Raw genomic sequence first — 21,350 nt, 5'->3', positions numbered from 1 at the left:
CGGTTGCAACAGTTTGATGTATTAATTGTCGGTGGCGGTATGGCGGGGGCCACCTCTGCTTTGGCAATCAAAAAACAGTGTCCCACTTACCAAATTGCTGTGATTGAAGCCTTTGCGTTGAATGAGCAAGCGCACCCAAGTTTTGACGACCGCAGTATTGCACTCGCACAACAGTCGGCGGCCTATTTGATGAGGCTCGGGCTATTTAACCCTCAGTGGCCTTTTACGCAGGCAATTCATCAAGTTCATGTGTCTGATAGAGGTCATTTTGGTAAAACTGATATAGATCATCAGGACTATGACTGCGATGCGTTAGGCTATGTAGTAGAGGTTAACCGATATGGTTTTGAGTTACATCAACAGCTGAAAAAAGCCGACATTACATTGTTTTGCCCAGCGACGGTGCGTGAGTTGGTGCAGCAGCCAGAACATGTCACGCTGACACTCTCTACTGATGAGGTGTTGGTTGGCAAGTTATTGGTAGTGGCTGATGGGGCTAAATCACCCACTCGCGAATTGTTAAAGTTGGGTTTTGTAAGCACGCAGTATGAACAAGGTGCATTAATTGCCAACATTGAAGTTGCAGGGGGTCATAGCGGGCAGGCATTTGAGCGCTTCACCGAGCATGGCCCGATGGCATTGTTACCAATGAGCCAAAATCGTTACTCACTCGTATGGTGTATGGAGAATAATCAGCTGCACGAGTATCAAAATATGAAAAATGAGCAGTTTGTTGAGGCTTTGCAATCTGCCTTTGGTTTTCGAGCTGGCGTATTTACTCAAGTAGGAAGTCGAACATCGTATCCATTGGTACTTGGCAAAGTCGAACAGTTAGCACATCATCGCAGTGTAATTATTGGCAACGCAGCACACGCCATTCATCCGATTGCAGGGCAAGGTTTTAACTTAGGTGTGCGAGATATTCAACAATTGGTGTCATTAATGGCAAGCAACCCACTCGATAGTTTGGGCGACTTCCCGTTTACTCGAGCATATGCAAAAGCCAGAGAGGCAGACATAAAGCAAGTGATGACATTAACAGATACTTTAGTCCGGTTATTTTCAAATAATTCGCGTATTTTTGCTTTGGGGCGCAGTTGTGGTTTGTTAGCTATGGCGCTTTCCACACGATTAAAATCCCCGTTAGCAAAACAATTGATGGGTCATGTGATCAAAGGAAGTAAGTAATGCAACAAGCGCAAGTATGTATTGTGGGTGGCGGTGCCGTTGGCTTGACTCTGGCGCTAGGGCTAGCAAAAGCTGATATAAGTGTACTGGTTATCGATAGTAACGCAGCGCCCCAACCATTAAAAACGCAATTTGCCAATAGAGTCAGTGCTATTAGCTTAGCTAGCCAAACTCAGTTTGAGCAGTTAGGTGTGTGGCAAGATATCGTTTCACAGCGTGCAACCCCCTATACCCATATGGACGTACGCGACCAAGATAGCTTTGGTAAAATAGCCTTTAATAACGCAGAGCTAGATTTACCAGAGTTGGGGCATATCGTTGAAAACGATGCGATACGCTACGCTTTGTTTACTGAGTTACAGCAATTAGATACTGTGACTTTATGTTTTGACACGCGTTATCAAACGATTCATCAGACTGAAACCGATGTATTAATTACGCTTGAAACAGGCATGCCTGTGATGGCTAAGTTACTGGTGGCCGCTGATGGAGCAAATTCAGCGATACGCACTCAGTTTAAAATGCCACTGACATTTTGGGATTATGACCATAATGCGATTGTCGCGACGGTTAAAACCCAATTACCGCATGATGCGACTGCACGTCAGGTATTTTTAGATACTGGACCGTTGGCATTTTTACCTCTACAAGATGAACAGCACCACTCAATTGTATGGTCTACCTCACCTGAAGAAGCGAAGCGCTTAATGGCTTTGTCTGATACAGAGTTTAATAAAGCGCTAAACGTTGCGATTGATGGACAGTGCGGTTTATGTGAAGTGGCTGATGATAGAGCCGTATTCCCATTAAAAATGCGTTACGCCCAACAATGGGTTAATGGAAAAATTGTATTGATGGGCGATGCGGCCCACACTATTCACCCATTGGCAGGCCTTGGTATGAACTTAGGGCTGAAAGATGCCCAAGCGTTAATTACGCAATTAACCAAAGAAGGCGAATTTGCCTCGACTCGCTCATTACGTGAATATGAGCGCAACCGTAAGCTGGATGCTCAAAAGCACATTGCTATGATGCAAGGCTTGAAAGAGTTGTTTGAAGGTTCTAATCCCGTTAAAAAACTGATCCGTGGAGTTGGTTTGAGCTTGGTTGATAACTTAGGTCCGATCAAGACTTTATTTGCAAAAGAAGCGGTAGGCAAGTAGGGCATGGCTTCTAAACTTCGTTTCCCTGAACTTGACTCCTAAATTTTGTCGCCCTGAACTTGACTCCTAAATTTTGTCTCCCTGAACTTGATTCAGGGTCCATTGGTTTGAGCCCCGCGTTTACGTTTTACATGGATTCTGACCTTCGTCAGAAAGACGGTGGTGTTGGAGTTTGACGCCTAAACTTCGTCTCCCTGAACTTGATTCAGGGTCCATTGGTTTGAGCCCCAGGTTTACGTTTTACATGGATTCTGACCTTCGTCAGAAAGACGGCGGTGTTGGGGTTTGACGCCTAAACTTCATTTTCGTGAATTTGGCTTCTAAATTTTGTCTCCCTGAACTTGATTCCTAAATTTTGTCGCCCTGAACTTGATTCAGGGTCTATTGGTTTGAGCCCCACGTTTATGTTTTACGTGGATTCTGACCTTCGTCAGAAAGACGGCGGTGTTGGGGTTTGACGCCTAAACTTCATTTTCGTGAGTTTGCCCCTAAACTTCGTCGCCCTGAACTTGACTCCTAAATTTTGTCTCCCTGAACTTGATTCAGGGTCCATTGGTTTAGGCGCTAGTTTCTAGATCTATACCCTACATATTTAACTTAATCGCAGAGCGATAAACTCCGCTAACTTATCGACGGCATGCACAGACTCAGCTGAGTTTTTGACCAAGCAGATCCCAATGTCGCCGAGCTCTGGCAAGTATTTAGTGCTGGTTTGATAGTTAAGCTCATTGGGGACCGTGCTTTTTGCAAGTACAGTCACGCCTAACCCTTCTTTTAATGCCGCGGTCAACCCTGTTAAGTCGGCATTACTGTAAATAACACGGTGTTTAATGCCCGCTTGTTGTAGTGCTTCAATGGCACGGCGGCGATAAATACAACCTTCTGGTGCGGTGACTAAGGTAACGACCTGCGCGCTATCTTTGACCAAAGACAGATCGCCAACCCACACTAACTGATCTTGCATAAACACAGGGAATTGCTCTGATCCAGTTTGCTCATTTAATGCCAACACGAGATCAAATTGATCTTGGCGAGATACTGAAAGCAAATGTTTACTTAAGCGAGATTTAACTTCAAGCGATACATCAGGGTATAAAGCAACAAAGTCACCAATGATTGAAGGCAGTATACGGGCAGCAAATTCACTGGGTATACCTAAACGGACTTTTCCTGTGACGCTCTCTGAAGTGAATTGCTGTAAAATCGCGTCATTATGTTGCAGCATCTGTTTTGCAAGTGGCAGTAATAACTCACCGTACTGATTTAAAACTTGGCGTTGACCTTGTTTTTTAAACAGCTTGCAATTGAGCATATCCTCAAGGCGCTTAATTTGTAAAGAGACTGCCGGCTGCGATAAACCCAGTCGTTCTCCCGCTTTTGCAAAGCCACCCACTTCAACCACAGTGACTAATGTGCGCAGTCCATCAATAGATAAGTTCTTCATATTAATAAATACAATTTAATCTAGCTGTTTATATAAGTATTATTTATCAATTGATAAAAAATTACAATTTGTTGTTGCTTATCAGCCCCCATATACTTTCAGCTAATGAAAATTTATTTAAGGTGTAGCAATGACTTTTGCTCCTACAATGTTTGCTAAACATCGCCAAGGCATAGCGCCTGCAGCCAATAGCATGGTTGCTACACATAACCTAGTGATTTTAGATTTTAGTGGTTTTGAAACGACGCCGTTTTTAAATCAAGTGCTAGGGCTTAACTTAAACAAATTGATGGCCCCGGGACTGGGCGTCAAAGGTCAATTAGTAAGTGGTGAATATTTTGCCGTTTATTACTTCAGCGAAACTGCCTATCGTTTCGTTGTGGATGTCGATTCTGTCGCATCATTTAAAGCATTAATTACGCAGCATGAACATGAGTACGATATTGAACTAGTGGTGCGCGAAGACTTAAATGTAAGCACACTCAGTGGTCAGCAAGCATTTGACACCTTGGTGAGCAGCTTTGAGCTAACGCCGGGCCTTCGTATATCTGACGAGCAAGCGTGCTATGGCCGACAAAGTGGTGAGGTGTTTGTCACTTCATTACTGCAAAGCGGCGAACAGCAATATCAGCTCATTGCGCTAAAGCCAACACTTGAAAAGTGGCAAGGCGTATTGCAGCAGCAAGGCTTTAGCCTAAACTAACAAACAGATTATATGACAAGGGCTAGCAAGATGATTTTGCGGCCCTTGTTACTATTGAATTAACCCCACCTCACTATGAGGCAATACTTATAGCTCATACCCTATAAGTACAAATATGACAGTGAAGGAATGATATGACTTCTAAAACAGTACTACATGCAAAGCACATTGAAGCTGGCGCGAAAATGGTGGATTTCCACGGTTGGGATATGCCAATTAACTATGGTTCACAGATTGAAGAGCACAACGCGGTACGTACCGATGCAGGTATGTTTGACGTATCTCATATGACCATTGTGGATGTAAAAGGCGATGATGCAAAAGCATTTTTGCGTAAGCTAGTTGCAAATGATGTAGCGAAGTTAACTGTTCCTGGTAAAGCGCTTTACACCGGCATGTTAAATGAGCAAGGCGGCGTAATTGACGACCTTATCATTTATTTCTTCACTGAAACGGATTACCGCCTAGTTGTAAACTCAGCGACGCGTGAAAAAGATTTAGCACACATTGCGACAGTATCTGAAGGTTATGCAGTTGAAGTAACTGAACGTCCAGAGTATGCGATGATTGCAGTACAAGGCCCGAATGCCAAAGCAAAAACGGCTGAGGTTTTAGATGCAGAGCAAAATGCTGCTGTTGAAGGTATGAAGCCTTTCTTTGGTGTGCAAGCAGGTGATTTATTCATCGCTACCACAGGTTACACGGGTGAAGCAGGATATGAAATTGTGGTACACAATGACGGTGCTGCGGACCTTTGGCAAAAATTATTAGACGCAGGTGTTGCTCCTGCTGGCTTAGGTGCACGTGATACGCTACGTTTAGAAGCGGGCATGAACTTGTACGGCTTAGACATGGACGACACTGTGTCGCCATTGGCTGCAAACATGGCGTGGACGATTGCTTGGGAACCTGCTGAGCGTGACTTCATTGGCCGTAAAGTGGTTGAGCAACAACGTGCAGACAAGAGCACAGATAAGCTAGTTGGTTTAGTGCTAGAGAGCAAAGGCGTGTTACGTGCAGGCTCTAAAGTTATCGTAGAAGGTGGCGAAGGGGTTATCACTTCTGGTACATTCTCACCGACGCTTGGCTTTAGTGTTGCTTTAGCACGAGTACCTCGCTCTACTGGTGAGACAGCACAGGTTGAAATGCGCAAAAAGCTAGTTGACGTTAAAGTAGTGAAGCCAAGCTTTGTACGTAACGGCAAGTCAATTATTTAATATTATAATAGGGCGGTGCGCCGCCTAAAAAACCGAACCAAAGGAACAAAAAATGAGCAATATTCCTAGCGAGTTAAAGTACGCGTCTTCACACGAGTGGGTTCGCGCCGAAGGTGATGGTACTTATACTGTAGGTATCACTGAGCACGCTCAAGAGCTTTTAGGCGACATGGTATTCGTAGAATTACCAGAAGTTGGCGATGAAGTTGATGCGGGTGAAGATTGTGCTGTAGCTGAGTCGGTAAAAGCGGCATCAGATATCTATGCACCAATCACTGGTGAAATCGTTGCTATTAACGAAGACCTTGAAGATTCACCAGAAACGGTTAACAACGACGCGTTCGGCGACGGTTGGTTATTCCGTGTTAAAGCATCTGATGAAGCTGAGCTAGGTAACCTGTTAGATGCAGAAGGTTACGCAAACTCAATCGACGAAGATTAATCGTCGAGTGAGTTTTTAAAAGCCCCAACCGGGGCTTTTATTGTTTTCAAACACACACTTTAGTCAAGCCATTACCCTTGCTGTGTGCTGTTTAAAATTGATTACCATAGACCAATATAAACCCCGTTGGTTTATTGCAGTAAATATTATTTATATTTTTGGATCATAGGAATCTGGACTAATGTCAAACGCCAAATCTCTTGAACAGTTAGAGCAAAAGCAAGATTTTATTCGCCGCCATATTGGGCCTAGCCCAGCGCAAGTTAGCGATATGCTAGCTGCTCTTGAAGTATCGAGTGTTGAAGAGCTGATCGGTCAAACCGTCCCTGCAGCTATCCGTTTAGAGCAAGGTTTAACAGTAGGCGATAGCCGTACTGAAGTTGAAACGCTGAGCTACCTAAAGTCGGTTGCAAGCCAAAACAAAGTATTCAAGTCGTACATTGGACAGGGCTACCACCCAACACATGTACCAAACGTGATTTTACGTAACGTACTTGAAAACCCAGGTTGGTACACGGCGTATACACCTTATCAGCCAGAGATTGCGCAAGGTCGTTTAGAATCATTACTTAACTTCCAGACTCTTACCATTGATATTACTGGTTTAGACTTAGCATCAGCCTCATTGTTAGATGAGTCTACGGCAGCAGCAGAGGCGATGGCACTGGCTAAACGCGTATCTAAAGCGAAAAAAGCCAATGCATTCTTTATTGCCGAAGACGTTCACACGCAAACCATTGACGTAGTAACAACGCGTGCAGAACAGTTTGGTTTTGACATCATCGTTGGCCCAGCAACAGACGCTGTAAACCATGAGATTTTTGGTGCGCTTTTCCAATACCCAAGCACAACGGGTGAAGTGGTAGACGTACAAACGCTTATCGCACAAATACAAGATAAAAAAGCGATTGCCTGTGTTGCCGCAGACATCATGAGCTTAATGCTACTAAAAGCACCAGGTAAACTCGGTGCAGACGTCGTACTAGGATCTGCACAACGTTTTGGTGTACCAATGGGTTACGGTGGTCCACATGCTGCATTTTTCGCAACACGCGATAAGTACAAGCGTTCACTGCCAGGTCGTATTATTGGTGTATCAAAAGACCGCTTAGGTAACGATGCACTACGTATGGCAATGCAAACACGTGAGCAGCATATCCGTCGTGAAAAAGCCAATTCAAACATTTGTACAGCGCAGGTATTACTTGCCAACATGGCAGCATTTTATGCGGTGTACCATGGCCCTCAAGGGCTAAAAACCATTGCTCAACGCACTAACCGTTTTGCCAGCATTTTAGCAACCGGCCTGACATCAAAAGGCGTGACGCTGAAGCATGACACATGGTTTGACACGCTAACAGTGGTAAGTGCAGACAAAGATGCGGTAGTTGCACGTGCGATTGCAGCAGAGGTAAACTTTGCAACTAATCATGCGGGTGAATACTCAGTATCAGTGAACGAAACAACCACTCGTGCCGATGTAGCACAGTTGTTTGATATTATTCTAGGTGAAGGCCATGGCCTTGATGTAGATGCACTTGATTCTCAAGTTGCTGCTGATGGCATCACTGGTATTCCAGCAAGCCTAGTACGTGACGACGAAATTTTAACGCATCCTAACTTCAACTCGTACCACAGCGAGACCGAAATGCTGCGTTATATTAAGCGCCTTGAAAATAAAGATTTAGCGCTTAACCACTCTATGATCTCATTAGGTTCATGTACTATGAAACTGAATGCGACAGCGGAGATGATCCCAGTAACGTGGCCTGAATTTGCAGAAATGCACCCATTCTGCCCGCTTGATCAAGCACAAGGTTACCAAGTGATGATCAACGAGCTTAACGAGTGGTTGGTAAACATCACCGGATACGACGCAGTATCATTACAGCCAAACTCTGGTGCACAAGGTGAATATGCGGGTCTTATCGCAATTCGTAAATACCATGAGTCACGTGGCGAAGGGCACCGTAACATCTGCTTAATCCCAAGTTCAGCACATGGTACTAACCCAGCATCAGCACAAATGGCCAGCATGAAAGTGGTGGTTGTTGCGTGTGACTCGCTTGGTAACATCGATATGGACGACCTACGTGCGAAAGCCGCTGACGTAGCTGAAAACCTATCATGTATCATGGTAACCTACCCATCTACACATGGTGTTTACGAGCAAAGCATCAAAGAAGTATGCAACATCGTGCATGAGCACGGCGGCCAAGTATACATGGATGGCGCGAACATGAACGCACAGGTGGGTATTACCAGCCCAGGTTCAATTGGGTCTGACGTATCACACCTTAACTTGCACAAAACATTCTGTATTCCACACGGTGGCGGTGGCCCAGGTGTTGGCCCAATTGGGGTTAAATCACACCTAGCAGAGTTTATGCCGAACCACAGCGTGATCAACGTACCAGGCACGACTGAAGGTAATGGCGCAGTATCAGCAGCACCTTACGGTTCAGCAGCCATTCTTCCTATTTCATGGGCATACATCACGATGATGGGCTCAGAAGGCTTAAAGCAAGCAACTGAAATGGCGATTGTGAATGCCAACTACTTAACAGAAAAGCTAAGTGAGCATTACCCAATTTTGTACCGTGGTCAAAACAACCGTGTTGCACACGAATGTATTGTTGATTTACGCCCAATCAAAGAAACGTCAGGCATCACAGAAATGGATATCGCTAAGCGTTTACAAGATTATGGTTTCCACTCACCGACTATGTCGTTCCCAGTAGCAGGCACATTGATGATTGAGCCTACTGAGTCTGAATCTAAAGTAGAAATCGACCGCTTCATTGAAGCCATGATCTCTATCAAGGGCGAAGTAGACAGAATCATCTCTGGTGAATGGTCTATTGAAAACAACCCATTGGTATTTGCACCACACACCCAAGCTGACGTACTAGGCAATGAGTGGAACCGAGCGTATGACCGTTTCTACGCGGCATTCCCAGTACCAAGTGTGGCAAAAGACAAGTTCTGGCCAACAGTTACACGTATTGACGACGTGTTAGGTGACCGTAACTTAATTTGTTCATGTCCGCCAATTGAGACGTATGCAGAGTAATTGAGTGAGGTAGGTTTGGCTTTACGCCAAACCTCTACTTAAATTAAAAAGCCGCTTTGAGTGTTCAAAGCGGCTTTTTTGTAGCTTGTTAAATAGAAGCTGGTATTTTAATTATGCCTTTCTGACGCAAGTTAGGCTCCATTCTTAGCAGCGCTTGTATCAATATCGTTTTTCAAGGTAGTTATTGTCTTCCTGACGAAGGTCAGGATCTATTCTTAGCTGTACTTATATCAATACCGTCTTCCTGACGAAGGTCAGGATCCATTCTTAGCAGCACTTTAATCAATATCGTCTTCCTGACGCAGGTCAGGACCCATTCTGAGCAGCACTTGAATCAATATCGTTTTCTTGACGTCGGTCAGGACCCATTCTTAGCAGCACTTGAATCAATATCGTCTTTCTGACGCAGGTCAGGATCTATTCCTAGCAGCACTTGAATCAATATCGTCTTCCTGACGTAGGTCAGGACCCATTCTTACCAGCACTTGAATCAATATCGTCTGCCTGAGACAGGTCAGGATCTATTCTTAGCAGTGCTTGTATTAATGTCGTTTTCCTGACGTAGGTCAGGATCTTGCTTGTATCAATATCCTCTTCCTGACGAAAGTCAGGACCCACAAAACAACTCATGTCAGCATTTTCTATTTCTCAACATTCATTTGAAAATTAACCCTTTGTCGCGTTGGCGACAGCAACCAAAGAGGGGCGGCCGCTGGCCCTCACTGGACTCACCCAGCGACGCTGATCTTCAAATAAATAATTGATGTGAACGTAAACGCCATGAAAGCACATCCATGTACCGGCATGTCTTGAAGTGCATTGCCTATAGGGATTTACGTACTCTGATTAGGAAGACCGATTAATTTATTACCTTCAAGTTTAATGATGGTATCTTGGTGGGCATAAGCAAGACTAGATAAAAGCATAAATAAGATTAAATACTTCACTGACTTTCCGTGATCGCAACGCTTCACCTATGGCACTTTTAGTGTCAGTTGCATGGCCTTGTTGGAGATTATAACTTTTACGAACGGCTTATTTTCAGTGGGTTGTTCGTATAAGAGTTTATGTACTTGGAATCAAAAAAGCAGCCAATAAATATGTGAAAAAGAGATTATGACTGCTTAACTTTAGTTAAGAGTGTCGCGCTGTGAGTCGCGCTAAACAATTAAATTAACGAGTAATAGGACATATATACGTACACATTATGTAGTTTGTTGGAATTGACCATCCTCCACCGACTTGTTTGGTTTGTTCCTGATTTAATGACTTTTCTGTATAAGATAGAGACTTGATTGCTTTTTTATTGAGTTTCATTTTCATAATTCATTCCTTTATTTTAATAGTCTTAGTTCACTGCCATGCCGATCCTTATTTAAAGCTAAATACCAAAATTATGGCAATATAGAGTGAACAAAATTCACTCTATCACTTGGACCTGTATAAGGCAATATGTTAAGCGTTATACAAATTAAATTGAAATTACAGAGGTATGTATTGACGATGTACCGATGGGTGCTCGTGGCGCTACTTGTCGACAGGCTAATTTTTAGACCAGTTTTATATTGGTATTTACCCTGATTTTGAGAGTGGTTAAATTGTTATATGTAGTAATAAGGAAAGATAGCTGCTGACAGGTTTTGAGAAGCTAACGTAACTCGCTTTGGGCAGCTCATACCCCCATATGCAGCTCTTTATTTGCTTGTCGGTTTGTCTTGTTTTTCTCTAAAAAGGAAGATTCTTGGCGTGAATGCGATTTAACTGTTTACTTACTCGGTTTATCAAATAAAATTAGCCCCCACAGAGGGTACTTCAGCTCTAATTATATGGCGTACCTGAGATTTAGGTTTTTATACGGTTAAACAAACATTAATATTATCAAATTCATTGAAACCACTCCTTGGTGGTTCTTAATACTTCTTTAGAATCAATGAGGTCAGAGTCGTTGATTTAGGCTTCACTTATGTTTGAGAATCAATGGGGTCAGAGTCGTTGATTTAGGCTTCACTTATGTTTGATGGGCTATACTAATGTAACGAAAACTAATGGACTAGTTAAGTTATGGCACGTCTTCCTCGATTAAACCTTCCCAATATCCCGCAGCATATTGTTCAGCGCGGTAACAATCGGCAAGTGACTTTTGTTGAAGCAGATGACTATGTTGTTTATTTAGAAAAGCTAAAGTACTACGCCAAAGAATATGAAGTAAAAGTACATGCGTTTGTACTGATGACGAATCATATTCATTTATTGGCAACACCAACCACAAGTAATGGTGTGAGCAAGCTTATACAGTCTTTAGGGCGTTATTATGTTCGCTATTTTAACCAAATTTATAAACGCACGGGCACATTGTGGGAAGGGCGATTTAAATCAACATTAGTTGATAGTGACAATTATTTTTTAATTGTGAGTCGTTATATTGAACTAAACCCAGTGAGAGCAGGCATGGTTCAGCACCCAGCTGAATATACTTGGTCTAGCTATCAGCATAATGCTGTAGGGAAGGTCATCGAGCTTATTACTGAACATGATTTATATGCGCAGTTAGGTACTAGCCCAGAGCAGAGGCAAGCACAATACCGCTCATTATTTGAAAGTGACATTCCGCCATATACGCTTGAGAAAATAAAAACTGATAAAATGTGGGTACTTGGCAATGATAAATTCAAACAACAAGTTGAGGAAATGTCGGGCAGGAGAGTCTCGCCTTTGCCACAAGGAGGGGATAGAAAATCAGGGGCGTTCTTAAAGTCAAAAGAGAAAAATCAACGACTCTGACCCCATTGAACTCCTGTTTGCTTATAGGCTGAATAGCATTAAGCGACATTAAATGTTGTATGAAATTTAACCTTTACCACCCATTGGGTTTTATTTTTTATACGATATTGTTACAAGTTATTGAGGTTTGTATAGGTTGTTTTTGAATGTGGGTTACGTTATATGTAATCAAAGGGGTCAAATCATATATGCCTAATTTTTAGTATTCATCTTCCTTTTTGGTTCTTTTGTTATGTTATATTGTATCATTTATTTTCAATGAAAATATCATTAGGTTTAACATAGCTTTGATAAAAGTATCATTTTGCTCGATTAAGCTTATTTAAAAATTTAGGGGCAGTATCAGTGATTTCTCGCAGACAATTTACAAAAAATACCGTGACATTAGCATTTATGGGCTTAGGGAGTAGCTTATTAGGGTGTGCATCAACGCCTGTTGGCAAATCAAACGCTATGAAAATCAATGGGGTCAGAGTCGTTGATTTAGGCTTCACTTGTGTTTGATGGGCTATACTGATGTAACGAAAAACTAATGGACTAGTTAAGTTATGGCACGTCTTCCTCGATTAAACCTTCCCAATATCCCGCAGCATATTGTTCAACGCGGTAACAATCGGCAAGTGACTTTTGTTGAAGTAGATGACTATGTTGTTTATTTAGAAAAGCTAAAGTACTACGCCAAAGAGTATGAGGTTAAAGTTCATGCATATGTACTGATGACTAATCATGTTCATTTATTAGCTACACCCACTTCATCAGGTGGTGTAAGCAAGCTTATGCAGTCGCTTGGGCGTTATTACGTAAGGTATTTCAACCAAGCTTATAAACGCACGGGCACGCTGTGGGAAGGGCGATTTAAATCCACATTGGTTGATAGTGACAATTATTTTTTAATTCTGAGTCGTTATATTGAACTAAACCCAGTGAGAGCAGGCATGGTTCAGCACCCTGCTGAATATACTTGGTCTAGCTATCAGCATAATGCTGTAGGGAAGGTCATCGAGCTTATTACTGAACATGACTTATATGCGCAGTTAGGTACTAGCCCAGAGCAGAGGCAAGCACAATACCGCGCATTATTTGAAAGTGACATTCCGCCATATACGCTTGAGGAAATAAAAACAGCCACTGATAAAATGTGGGTACTTGGCAATGATAAATTTAAACAACAAGTTGGCAAAAATCAACGACTCTGACCCCGTTGATCGGCGACCTAGTTCGATAGTTTGTGAAATCTTTCCTTGCGCGTCTGCAGTAGCGGAGGTTAATTCGAAGTTGTTTGCCTGTAGAGTATAGTAATCACGCCATAAGAAGAATAGGGCTTGGCCTCCTGGCACAGGGCGTCCTGTTGAATCGTTTAAAACCAAGTTTCATTTGAGTGTTTGATAGGCCTGAGTTGTTAAATAAGGGGAGCTTTGTGCTGAATACGGCACTCGTAACACATTTGGCTCGCCCTTTATTGAGTGTTGAGAAAATGACGCTATATTTGAACCCAGCGTAATTTGGTAAGCACTGGAAGGGTTGTTTGGCAAATTATAGTTTAGTCTCACGCGAACTAGCTGGTATTCCCCAGCTTGGTTTGGCGTGATTAACTTACCTTTACTTGGCACTTCTGTCCAAGAGCTCGCTTCTAATCAATGGTAATCAATGGGGTCAGAGTCGTTGATTTAGGCTTCACTTATGTTTGATGGGCTATACTGATGTAACTAAAAACTAATGGACTAGTTTAAGTTATGGCACGCCTCCCTCGATTAAATCTTCCCAATATCCCGCCAATCACGGCAATCAATGTAATCAATGGGGTCTAATCAATGGGGTCAGAGTCGTTGATTTAGGCTTCACTTATGTTTGATGGGCTATACTGATGTAACTAAAAACTAATGGACTAGTTTAAGTTATGGCACGCCTCCCTCGATTAAATCTTCCCAATATCCCGCCAATCCGGCAATCAATGGGGTCAGAGTCGTTGATTTAGGCTTCACTTGTGTTTGATGGGCTATACTGGTGTAACGAAAAACTAATGGACTAGTTAAGTTATGGCACGCCTTCCTCGATTAAACCTTCCCAATATCCCGCAGCATATTGTTCAACGTGGTAACAATCGGCAAGTGACTTTTGTTGAAGCAGATGACTATGTTGTTTATTTAGAAAAGCTAAAGTACTACGCCAAAGAATATGAAGTAAAAGTACATGCGTTTGTACTGATGACGAATCATATTCATTTACTGGCCACACCAACCACAAGCAATGGTGTGAGCAAGCTTATACAGTCTTTAGGGCGTTATTATGTTCGCTATTTTAACCAAACTTATAAACGCACGGGCACACTGTGGGAAGGGCGATTTAAATCAACATTAGTTGATAGTGACAATTATTTTTTAATTGTGAGCCGTTACATTGAGCTTAATCCTGTTAGAGCCGGTATGGTTGCACACCCAGCTGAGTATACTTGGTCTAGCTATCAGCATAATGGGGCGGGGAAGGTCATTGAGCTTATTACTGAGCACGATTTATATACACAGTTAGGTACTCGCCCAGAGCAGAGGCAAGCGCAATATCGCTCATTATTTGAAAGAGACATTCCGCGATATACGCTTGAGGAAATAAAAACAGCAACTGATAAAATGTGGGTACTTGGCAATGATAAATTTAAACAACAAGTTGAGGAAGTATCGGGTAGGAGAGTCTCGCCTTTGCCAAAAGGAGGAGATAGAAAATCAGGGGCGTTCTTAAAGTCAAAAGAGAAAAATCAACGACTCTGACCCCTTTGAACTCGTTTAGTCTCACGCGAACTAGCTGGTATTCCCCAGCTTGGTTTGGCGTGATTAACTTACCTTTACTTGGCACTTCTGTCCAAGAGCTCGCTTCTAAGTGCTCTAAGATAAACTGATTAATTGGGCTTTCTTGAGATGTACTGTGCAACCTTGCTGGTAATTTGCCATTGCTGACCATCAAAAATGAGATTGATATAATCTACATAACCATGTTGTTTTTCTTTTCCCCATGTAAACTCGACAGTGGCATTGGCAACATTTCCCGTGATTAACAAGTTCGTGATTTCGACCTTCGCAGCCCACTTATTACCTGTATCAACCCGTTGCATAAATTGATCACGGCCAAAGATTTGGTACTGACCGCGCTCGTCAAAGTACTGAATTGTAGCTGTTTTTTGGAAGGCCATTTCAATATTTCTACCAATGCCTAGGGTGACGCCTGTGACATAGGTCCCAACGGCTTCTTGTGGTGTGTTAAACTGACCAGCACTGGCTTTTAATGTAGGGAATGTTAGCAAAATACAGCTTGTTAAGATAAAAAGTAATCTAGTCATTAATCCTCCTTGTTTTACACTAATTTATCTGATTTTTTTAATTTATTACAGTTTTAATCTATCAAATTTATAACCATTTTGAATCAATGGGGTCACGAATCAATGGGGTCAGAGTCGTTGATTTAGGCTTCACTTGTGTTTGATGGGCTATACTGATGTAATGAAAAACTAATGGACTAGTTAAGTTATGGCACGTCTTCCTCGATTAAATCTTCCCAATATCCCGCCAATCACGCCAATCAATGGGGTCAGAGTCGTTGATTTAGGCTTCACTTGTGTTTGATGGGCTATACTGATGTAACGAAAAACTAATGGACTAGTTAAGTTATGGCACGTTTTCCTCGATTAAACCTTCCCAATATCTCGCAGCATATTGTTCAACATGGTAACAATCGGCAAGTGACTTTTGTTGAAGCAGATGACTATGTTGTTTATATTGAGAGTGACAGTTGATAGTACAATAGCACTATCAACATAGCTTTTAACACGCTAAAATAGTTAGAGTAGCTTATCCTCTAAATATAGGTGCGGTGCCAGGGCCGGTTACAGGTCCAATTACGGTGCCGATCGTTGGATCGGTAATTGTTACAGACACATCTGTTGTTCTACCCTCTGTAATGGTCTCCCCTGTTACACAGCCTCCATTAATGCTGGCACCTGCGATTTGAGGTGTTAGATTTAGAGGTAAACGTACACCATCGTTTGATAAATTCTTTAACTTGACCTTGTTTAAACTAAACTTCATTTTATTCCTTATAAATATCAGTTCCCATTACGGGTTCTTAAATTTAATATAAAATATCTTTTTAATCAATACATTCAAAAAATAATAAGTTAGGGGCTATTTGATTCGTTGGCATAAATTGTTTAAAGGTACGCTTCATAGGCAAAAGTTTTTGGTAGGTGAGAGTCTGGATAAAGGACCGCAGTTTTTAGAGTGGGAAACAAAATAGTTCAGGAAGCGTTTGTCTGATATTAGTTGATTTATGCGAGTTTTAAATGAGCAGGTTGTTTTTCTGAATTTTAAATATGCAGGTATCTGGGTATGTCGAGCAAGTATTGAGGTCAGGTCTTAAATTGACTAGGCTCTGGTTTGAGATAGTTAGTTATCTTTTTTCATTTAGGGATCGCATTACCCTTGTTGCTGGTACGATGAGTTGTTACTCTCAAAATAAATAACCATAACTTTGAGGCATCGTCATGCAGGAATTTTTCGAAAAGTTTGCAATTAACACAAAGATTAATGTGGTATGGGGAGAAATGGATGCCTTAGGGCATGTGAATAACGTGTCGTATTTTCGCTATTTCGAAACCGCGCGAATTGATTTTTTAAGCCAAACGGGCTTACTGTCTATTTTATCAGAACCCACTCATAGCCCTGTTCTGCGCGACACTTACGCGCAATACAAACGACCGGTTACTTTTCCTGATACGCTGCATATTGGTTCATACATTACCGATATAAAAGAAGACCGTTTTACTATGCGCTACGAGGCGTTTAGCGAATCACAGCAAGCAATCTGCACCACAGGGTATGCGAGTGTGGTGATGTTTAATATGAAAACAGGGCAAAAAGCGTCAATTCCAAGCAACATGCTAACCATACTGAAGCAATACACAGGACAATTATAGTAACGTTAAGAGGTGAGTTAGTCGGTGGCATTGCATTATGCGATATCGTGCTCCAGTGAAAGTAAAGCCATCAAATAGGGAACTGAATAACACCTGCTATTTTGCGGGGACTACCTGTTTGCGCATTGTTCATTATCTTCTTCGTCTCTATCACAAGTAAGTTCTGTAAATAAAAGGGGTAATAACCTTTTGGTTATTGCCCCTTTTATGAGCTTTTATTTTTAATTTAGCCTACTTTGCAAAGCTATCTTTTCTTTGTAATTTAAAGCCCTCAGAGCCAAGCATAGTAGTAGAATAAACAATAAAATAAGCATTGCGCCACCACTTGCATTATCTTTATCAATTTTACTGTCTTTTTTGATAGCTTTACCTTGTATCGTAATATTAATTGTTGCAAGTTCAGAGTAACTTATTCCATCCGACACTCGGAAGTTAATATTGATCTCATTGTCAGAGGTACTTTCTAATTTATAAGACAAAATACCTGTTGTGTTATCTAGACTAAGTTCCCCAGATGTCACGCTATCTAACAGCTCATAAGTTAGAGGGTCTCCATCGGCATCACTACCTATAAGTTGTAACTTAATGACGTCATCATACGAAAATGTCCTACTTACACCTTTAGCTGTAGGCTGGCTATTAGTATGGTTAATAATGATATTAGCTTCCGAATTACTATAGCCATCATTGACCATTACGTTAAAACTACTTGGCTCTAATGACGCTATCGATGGAATGTAGTCAAACTGACCTGTTGTGCTATCAATGAACTGAACAGCGCCAAAACTAGGTTGACTCTTAACACTAAACTCTAAAGGTTGATTATCAATATCAACAGCGGTTAACTGAGCAGTTAATTTTAAGTTCCAGTGTGTGGTAAAGCTTTGGTTATTAATCGTTGGTACGGTGTTAAGGACTTTAACCGAAACACTTGCTTTCGCTGAGTTACCTTGTGAATTTATTGATGCAATAACAAACTCATCAGTTCCTGAGAAACCATTATTGGGGGTATAATTGAATATTCCCGCCTGTCTATTAATGAAGTCAATTTTGCCATTTTCCGGCGCACTAAAGGTGTAAAATCCATCAGCAGCTAACCCATCCGCGTTTAGAACTTTGCCTTCAATTTTATTATTACTCGTAGTTGTTAAATTGAGGTTTTCTAAACTGATCGTTTCTGCAGAGACTAAGTCAATTTTAAATAAAAAGCGTCGACTTCCTGCAAAAGTAAGCAAGTAGGATAAATCATCACTATGTAATATTTGTACCTGATCAGGGCTGTGATTGAGTAATTCTTGGTAAATAATAGCTTGGCTATTTAAGTCAATTACTCCTAACTTATTATCACAAATATAGTAGACTTGAGCATTGTCATTCACTGATAAGTGCATAGCAGCACGATCACATATTTTAGCTATGACTGAGGGTACTATTTCCTGAGTAAAAGAAACTAACTCACCTTGTTCATTCGTGCTTAATAATCTAGTTTTCCCTTTAATTATTGCTGAAGTATAGTCACCGAAGCCCTCAAAATTAAATTGCTCAACACGATTCGCTTCTAGCCAGTAAATAAAAAGACTGTCACTGTCTCTTACTATGACTTCTTGGACACCATCGTGATCAAAATCTAAGGCTTGCAACCCTTTCAAAGACCCTGTTATTTTTGAACTTTCTATATTTGTCGAATAAAGAATAGGGTTGGCTAGATCTGGTTTAAATACGGCTATGGTAGAGTTAGCATGCAATAGTAAAATTTCATCTTTACCATCAAATGTTAAATCACTGTGTATTAGTTCATGAGTTCTATCTGGAAAATTATAAATATAACCAATACCTTCTACCAAAATTGATACCTCATAAGAAAAGGGAGCCTCGTGAGTTGAAATTACATTATTTTTACCGTCTCCATTAATATCAGCAAAAACTTGTGAATAAGGTTTTCGTTTGTCTTCCCATATTGATGATAAGGTATTGGTGTTGAAGCGGTTCAGTGCCGGGGCCTTAAACTCTAAATATTGTGATAAATAGGTATCGAAGTTGTAGTAATCCTGATAGCTGAATTCAAATAACTCTATGTCATTTGTTTCGCCCAGATTACTCAAAGCGTAAGTTTTAGTTTCATAATCCCAGAATACCCAAGACATACCTAACCAATTCGTTCCTGAAATTGTAATAACTTCGGCGCCTGTTGAGGAGTTTACTTCAACACTTGTTGAGATTGTCTCTAATAAGCCATCATTGTCAATATCATCAATATGGTAATTAATTAATGCGTAAAAAGTAGAGTGCTTAGTCTTATTAAGGCTTGAGTATCGCGGATACGCGTATGTATTTTCTTGCCAAGTAACCGTGTTAACCCCAACAATAGGGCCAGTTTTAAGATCTAGGGTATAAGGGGTATTAGGAGCCATAAAACTGATTAAATTTCCTGTTTTGGGATCTATTGCAGATTTTGGAGAGGATCTATTATTACTACATTCACTCTCATCTGCATTTTTTCCTTCAGGGACAATGTAAGATCTATTTAAAACATCTAAAGTACATTTAGCACCTACCAGTTCGTCTAATCCATCTTTATTTACATCATGAGCAAAGTCATAGCTTGCCGGTTTATTAATCGTCCATACCAGCTCGAAACTACCAGCTTTTTCTCTATAAATGTTACCATTAGTAAAAGCAATATCAATAGTTTGACTATCCAAAAAGTAACCTGCCTGGAAAGTCAGCAAGCGATTGTTTTTTAGAAACTTCTCACCTGAAATTTGATAATTTTTTTCAACTTGCCATGTTTGCATATTGATACTAGTCAAAGTGTCTTCAGATACCAGCAGCATTTCAGTAATATTATCATTATCTAAATCTGCAAAGTCTATTTGTTCAGTCGTCATGCTTTCGAGCTTCGAGATATAGCTTTGAGCGCTCAAATTAAAGACAAACACTTCTTTTAATGAGGAAATAACAGCTAAAAAATGATTATCAGAAACTTTATCATGAAAACCATATATTCTTTCAAATTCAGCACTATCTGGTAGGCTAAACTCCTTCACTATTTCATATTTATCTGGTGAATTACTTTCATCACGACGCACTTCTTTTAATATGGCAATTTTTGAATTTCTGGTTCTTCTATTATTTGAGTTACCAAAAATAATCTCTTTATTCCCATCACCGTCTAAATCGGCACTATAAAAACCGGAGTCTCCAATATTTTCGCCTACTTCAGCCCATTGCTTAATTAATTTAGCTTTAGGTAAAGTAACTTTGTTAGTTTTTGCCAAACTTATAGTTGGGAAAAAGAAAAATGATGTGATGATTAGATACCAAAATAAGCTGAGGTTATTCATCTTACGCCTTTAAAGTTATATGCTTACCTTTGATGATACTACATTTGTTTTTTTGTTGATATTGTGAAATTATAATTACGTTATACTAATAAAAATAGTAACCTATAGCGCTAACCCTGGCCCCTTATTCTATTTTCATTCTGAATTGATAAGTTATGACTAATTTAAAATAGAATTTCTACAGATAAAATATCGAAGGCTATGACCCTTTTATACGCTGCATATTGGTTAACTTATGCTATGAATCAAAAGTCATGAAGCAGGCTCTGGTTATTGAGTGTAAAGATGACTCAATAATTTAATGTTAGTCATAGTGCTTATAAGCAACGCCAATTTCCTTTTATCACGATTATAAATAAGCTAATGCTGTTTAATGCATTGTTATAGGTTGATCATTGACGACTAGGGATTGACCGTTTTCCTTGGCTCGGATAAAACTAGAGATTAAAACGTTATTTGATAAGGTATTTATATCGTTGACCTTTTCAACCATGCAAAACGTAATGGATTCCCAACCTAAACCTTTAATAAAAGTTTTAAGCTGTTTGATATTGCCTTGATAGTTTTCATCGGTTGTTAATAAGCCGATAGAATGCTTATTACCGAGTTTGTACTTGCCATTGTTTGTGGTTGAACATTTGGCGTACCCGCTCAACACATACACAGTACTTTCGCTTTTATTCATTGTTGCTTGCATACTTAAGTGAATTTTAATTCATCATGCATTTTTCGAACCAAATTAATAAACATGTCTATGTGATGTGCCTACACCTTGAAAGTAAGGGGTAAAACATGATTGGCTACCTAAACTTAGCATTAGTACTTTAAAGGGTGTCAATTTTTTGTATAGAGCGAGGGGGAGTACTCGAAAAAGAGGGCATTAAGCAGCCCCATAACAATGAAGCAAGAGAGTTTTTATTCGGATTCAAGTGAAGGTGCTGCTATTTTCGAAATCACGGAGCTCAACAGAAGCAGCGTTCTGCATATCGCTATGAAGCCGGGAAACCTTGTAATATCGAAGAGACGGTGGCTGTT

General features: G+C 40.8%; 16 protein-coding genes. 11 read left to right on the top strand and 5 right to left on the bottom strand.

Features of this window, described 5'->3' with window-relative positions; translation table 11 throughout:
- The first annotated feature begins 3 nt into the window (after window positions 1-3).
- On the top strand, window positions 4-1,188 hold the full coding sequence (gene ubiH, locus PCIT_RS07780; RefSeq protein WP_010362536.1) for a 2-octaprenyl-6-methoxyphenyl hydroxylase: 1,185 nt from the start codon (window positions 4-6) through the stop codon (window positions 1,186-1,188).
- Window positions 1,188-2,351, top strand: coding sequence for an FAD-dependent monooxygenase (locus tag PCIT_RS07775; RefSeq protein WP_010362537.1), 1,164 nt, complete (start codon window positions 1,188-1,190; stop codon window positions 2,349-2,351). Before ubiH ends, PCIT_RS07775 begins: the two co-directional genes overlap by 1 nt.
- A gap of 592 nt (window positions 2,352-2,943) precedes the next feature.
- Here PCIT_RS07775 and PCIT_RS07770 read toward each other — a convergent pair.
- A complete protein-coding gene (locus PCIT_RS07770; RefSeq protein ID WP_010362538.1) occupies window positions 2,944-3,795 on the bottom strand; it encodes a LysR family transcriptional regulator in 852 nt (283 codons plus the stop codon).
- 130 nt (window positions 3,796-3,925) lie between these two features.
- Between PCIT_RS07770 and PCIT_RS07765 the strand changes: the two genes are divergently transcribed.
- The 7 genes from PCIT_RS07765 (at window position 3,926) to PCIT_RS07735 (ending at window position 14,773) form a co-directional block, all read left to right on the top strand.
- Window positions 3,926-4,498 carry a hypothetical protein gene (locus PCIT_RS07765; RefSeq protein ID WP_010362539.1) on the top strand — a complete coding sequence of 191 codons (573 nt, stop codon included), beginning with the start codon at window positions 3,926-3,928 and terminating at the stop codon, window positions 4,496-4,498.
- A 134-nt stretch (window positions 4,499-4,632) separates the two neighbouring features.
- Window positions 4,633-5,715: a glycine cleavage system aminomethyltransferase GcvT gene (gcvT, locus tag PCIT_RS07760; RefSeq protein ID WP_010362540.1), complete on the top strand. Its 1,083-nt coding sequence runs from the start codon at window positions 4,633-4,635 to the stop codon at window positions 5,713-5,715.
- 52 nt (window positions 5,716-5,767) lie between these two features.
- Window positions 5,768-6,157: a glycine cleavage system protein GcvH gene (gcvH, locus tag PCIT_RS07755; RefSeq protein ID WP_010362541.1), complete on the top strand. Its 390-nt coding sequence runs from the start codon at window positions 5,768-5,770 to the stop codon at window positions 6,155-6,157.
- 181 nt (window positions 6,158-6,338) lie between these two features.
- Window positions 6,339-9,230: an aminomethyl-transferring glycine dehydrogenase gene (gene gcvP / locus PCIT_RS07750; RefSeq protein WP_010362542.1), complete on the top strand. Its 2,892-nt coding sequence runs from the start codon at window positions 6,339-6,341 to the stop codon at window positions 9,228-9,230.
- A gap of 2,061 nt (window positions 9,231-11,291) precedes the next feature.
- Window positions 11,292-12,011, top strand: coding sequence for a transposase (locus PCIT_RS07745; protein WP_010362543.1), 720 nt, complete (start codon window positions 11,292-11,294; stop codon window positions 12,009-12,011).
- Window positions 12,012-12,559: 548 nt separating this feature from the next.
- On the top strand, window positions 12,560-13,207 hold the full coding sequence (locus tag PCIT_RS07740) for a transposase (RefSeq protein ID WP_010362545.1): 648 nt from the start codon (window positions 12,560-12,562) through the stop codon (window positions 13,205-13,207).
- Window positions 13,208-14,047: 840 nt separating this feature from the next.
- Entirely contained in the window at window positions 14,048-14,773 is a 726-nt protein-coding gene (locus PCIT_RS07735) for a transposase (protein ID WP_010362547.1), read from the top strand.
- Window positions 14,774-14,901: 128 nt separating this feature from the next.
- Here PCIT_RS07735 and PCIT_RS07730 read toward each other — a convergent pair whose 3' ends face one another.
- The gene (locus tag PCIT_RS07730; RefSeq protein WP_010362548.1) at window positions 14,902-15,339 is read right to left on the bottom strand and encodes a nuclear transport factor 2 family protein; all 438 of its coding nucleotides are present in this window, start codon (window positions 15,337-15,339) and stop codon (window positions 14,902-14,904) included.
- Between the two features lie 327 nt (window positions 15,340-15,666).
- On the opposite strand from PCIT_RS07730, the gene PCIT_RS23220 reads away from it, so the two are divergent.
- Window positions 15,667-15,792, top strand: coding sequence for a hypothetical protein (locus PCIT_RS23220; RefSeq protein ID WP_021032256.1), 126 nt, complete (start codon window positions 15,667-15,669; stop codon window positions 15,790-15,792).
- A gap of 55 nt (window positions 15,793-15,847) precedes the next feature.
- Here the strand turns inward: PCIT_RS23220 and PCIT_RS07720 are convergent, their stop codons facing one another.
- Window positions 15,848-16,084, bottom strand: coding sequence for a hypothetical protein (locus PCIT_RS07720; RefSeq protein WP_010362550.1), 237 nt, complete (start codon window positions 16,082-16,084; stop codon window positions 15,848-15,850).
- A 455-nt stretch (window positions 16,085-16,539) separates the two neighbouring features.
- On the opposite strand from PCIT_RS07720, the gene PCIT_RS07715 reads away from it, so the two are divergent.
- Window positions 16,540-16,971 (top strand): acyl-CoA thioesterase, encoded by a 432-nt coding sequence (locus PCIT_RS07715; RefSeq protein WP_010362551.1) that lies wholly within the window; start codon window positions 16,540-16,542, stop codon window positions 16,969-16,971.
- Window positions 16,972-17,192: 221 nt separating this feature from the next.
- On the opposite strand, the gene PCIT_RS07710 is transcribed toward PCIT_RS07715, so the two are convergent.
- Together PCIT_RS07710 and PCIT_RS07705 are read right to left on the bottom strand one after the other, a co-directional pair.
- On the bottom strand, window positions 17,193-20,315 hold the full coding sequence (locus PCIT_RS07710) for an Ig-like domain-containing protein (RefSeq protein ID WP_010362552.1): 3,123 nt from the start codon (window positions 20,313-20,315) through the stop codon (window positions 17,193-17,195).
- Window positions 20,316-20,685: 370 nt separating this feature from the next.
- Complete coding sequence (locus PCIT_RS07705; protein WP_010362553.1) at window positions 20,686-21,000, bottom strand: hypothetical protein; 315 nt, start codon at window positions 20,998-21,000, stop codon at window positions 20,686-20,688.
- Window positions 21,001-21,350: the final 350 nt, after the last annotated feature.

The organism is Pseudoalteromonas citrea (assembly GCF_000238375.3).
In the GTDB taxonomy this organism is placed as follows: Bacteria; Pseudomonadota; Gammaproteobacteria; order Enterobacterales; family Alteromonadaceae; genus Pseudoalteromonas; species Pseudoalteromonas citrea.
Note: the sequence above shows the minus strand (reverse complement) of the source record. Positions and strands in the feature narration are given on the sequence as shown.

What these genes read in the sequence shown, in the direction of transcription:
- PCIT_RS07775 (WP_010362537.1), top strand. Translation starts at nt 1,188, where the DNA reads ATGCAACAAGCGCAAGTATGTATTGTGGGTGGCGGTGCCGTTGGCTTG.
- PCIT_RS07770 (WP_010362538.1), bottom strand. Translation starts at nt 3,795, where the DNA reads ATGAAGAACTTATCTATTGATGGACTGCGCACATTAGTCACTGTGGTT.
- PCIT_RS07765 (WP_010362539.1), top strand. Translation starts at nt 3,926, where the DNA reads ATGACTTTTGCTCCTACAATGTTTGCTAAACATCGCCAAGGCATAGCG.
- gcvT (WP_010362540.1), top strand. Translation starts at nt 4,633, where the DNA reads ATGACTTCTAAAACAGTACTACATGCAAAGCACATTGAAGCTGGCGCG.
- gcvH (WP_010362541.1), top strand. Translation starts at nt 5,768, where the DNA reads ATGAGCAATATTCCTAGCGAGTTAAAGTACGCGTCTTCACACGAGTGG.
- gcvP (WP_010362542.1), top strand. Translation starts at nt 6,339, where the DNA reads ATGTCAAACGCCAAATCTCTTGAACAGTTAGAGCAAAAGCAAGATTTT.
- PCIT_RS07745 (WP_010362543.1), top strand. Translation starts at nt 11,292, where the DNA reads ATGGCACGTCTTCCTCGATTAAACCTTCCCAATATCCCGCAGCATATT.
- PCIT_RS07740 (WP_010362545.1), top strand. Translation starts at nt 12,560, where the DNA reads ATGGCACGTCTTCCTCGATTAAACCTTCCCAATATCCCGCAGCATATT.
- PCIT_RS07735 (WP_010362547.1), top strand. Translation starts at nt 14,048, where the DNA reads ATGGCACGCCTTCCTCGATTAAACCTTCCCAATATCCCGCAGCATATT.
- PCIT_RS07730 (WP_010362548.1), bottom strand. Translation starts at nt 15,339, where the DNA reads ATGACTAGATTACTTTTTATCTTAACAAGCTGTATTTTGCTAACATTC.
- PCIT_RS23220 (WP_021032256.1), top strand. Translation starts at nt 15,667, where the DNA reads ATGGCACGTTTTCCTCGATTAAACCTTCCCAATATCTCGCAGCATATT.
- PCIT_RS07720 (WP_010362550.1), bottom strand. Translation starts at nt 16,084, where the DNA reads ATGAAGTTTAGTTTAAACAAGGTCAAGTTAAAGAATTTATCAAACGAT.
- PCIT_RS07715 (WP_010362551.1), top strand. Translation starts at nt 16,540, where the DNA reads ATGCAGGAATTTTTCGAAAAGTTTGCAATTAACACAAAGATTAATGTG.
- PCIT_RS07710 (WP_010362552.1), bottom strand. Translation starts at nt 20,315, where the DNA reads ATGAATAACCTCAGCTTATTTTGGTATCTAATCATCACATCATTTTTC.
- PCIT_RS07705 (WP_010362553.1), bottom strand. Translation starts at nt 21,000, where the DNA reads ATGAATAAAAGCGAAAGTACTGTGTATGTGTTGAGCGGGTACGCCAAA.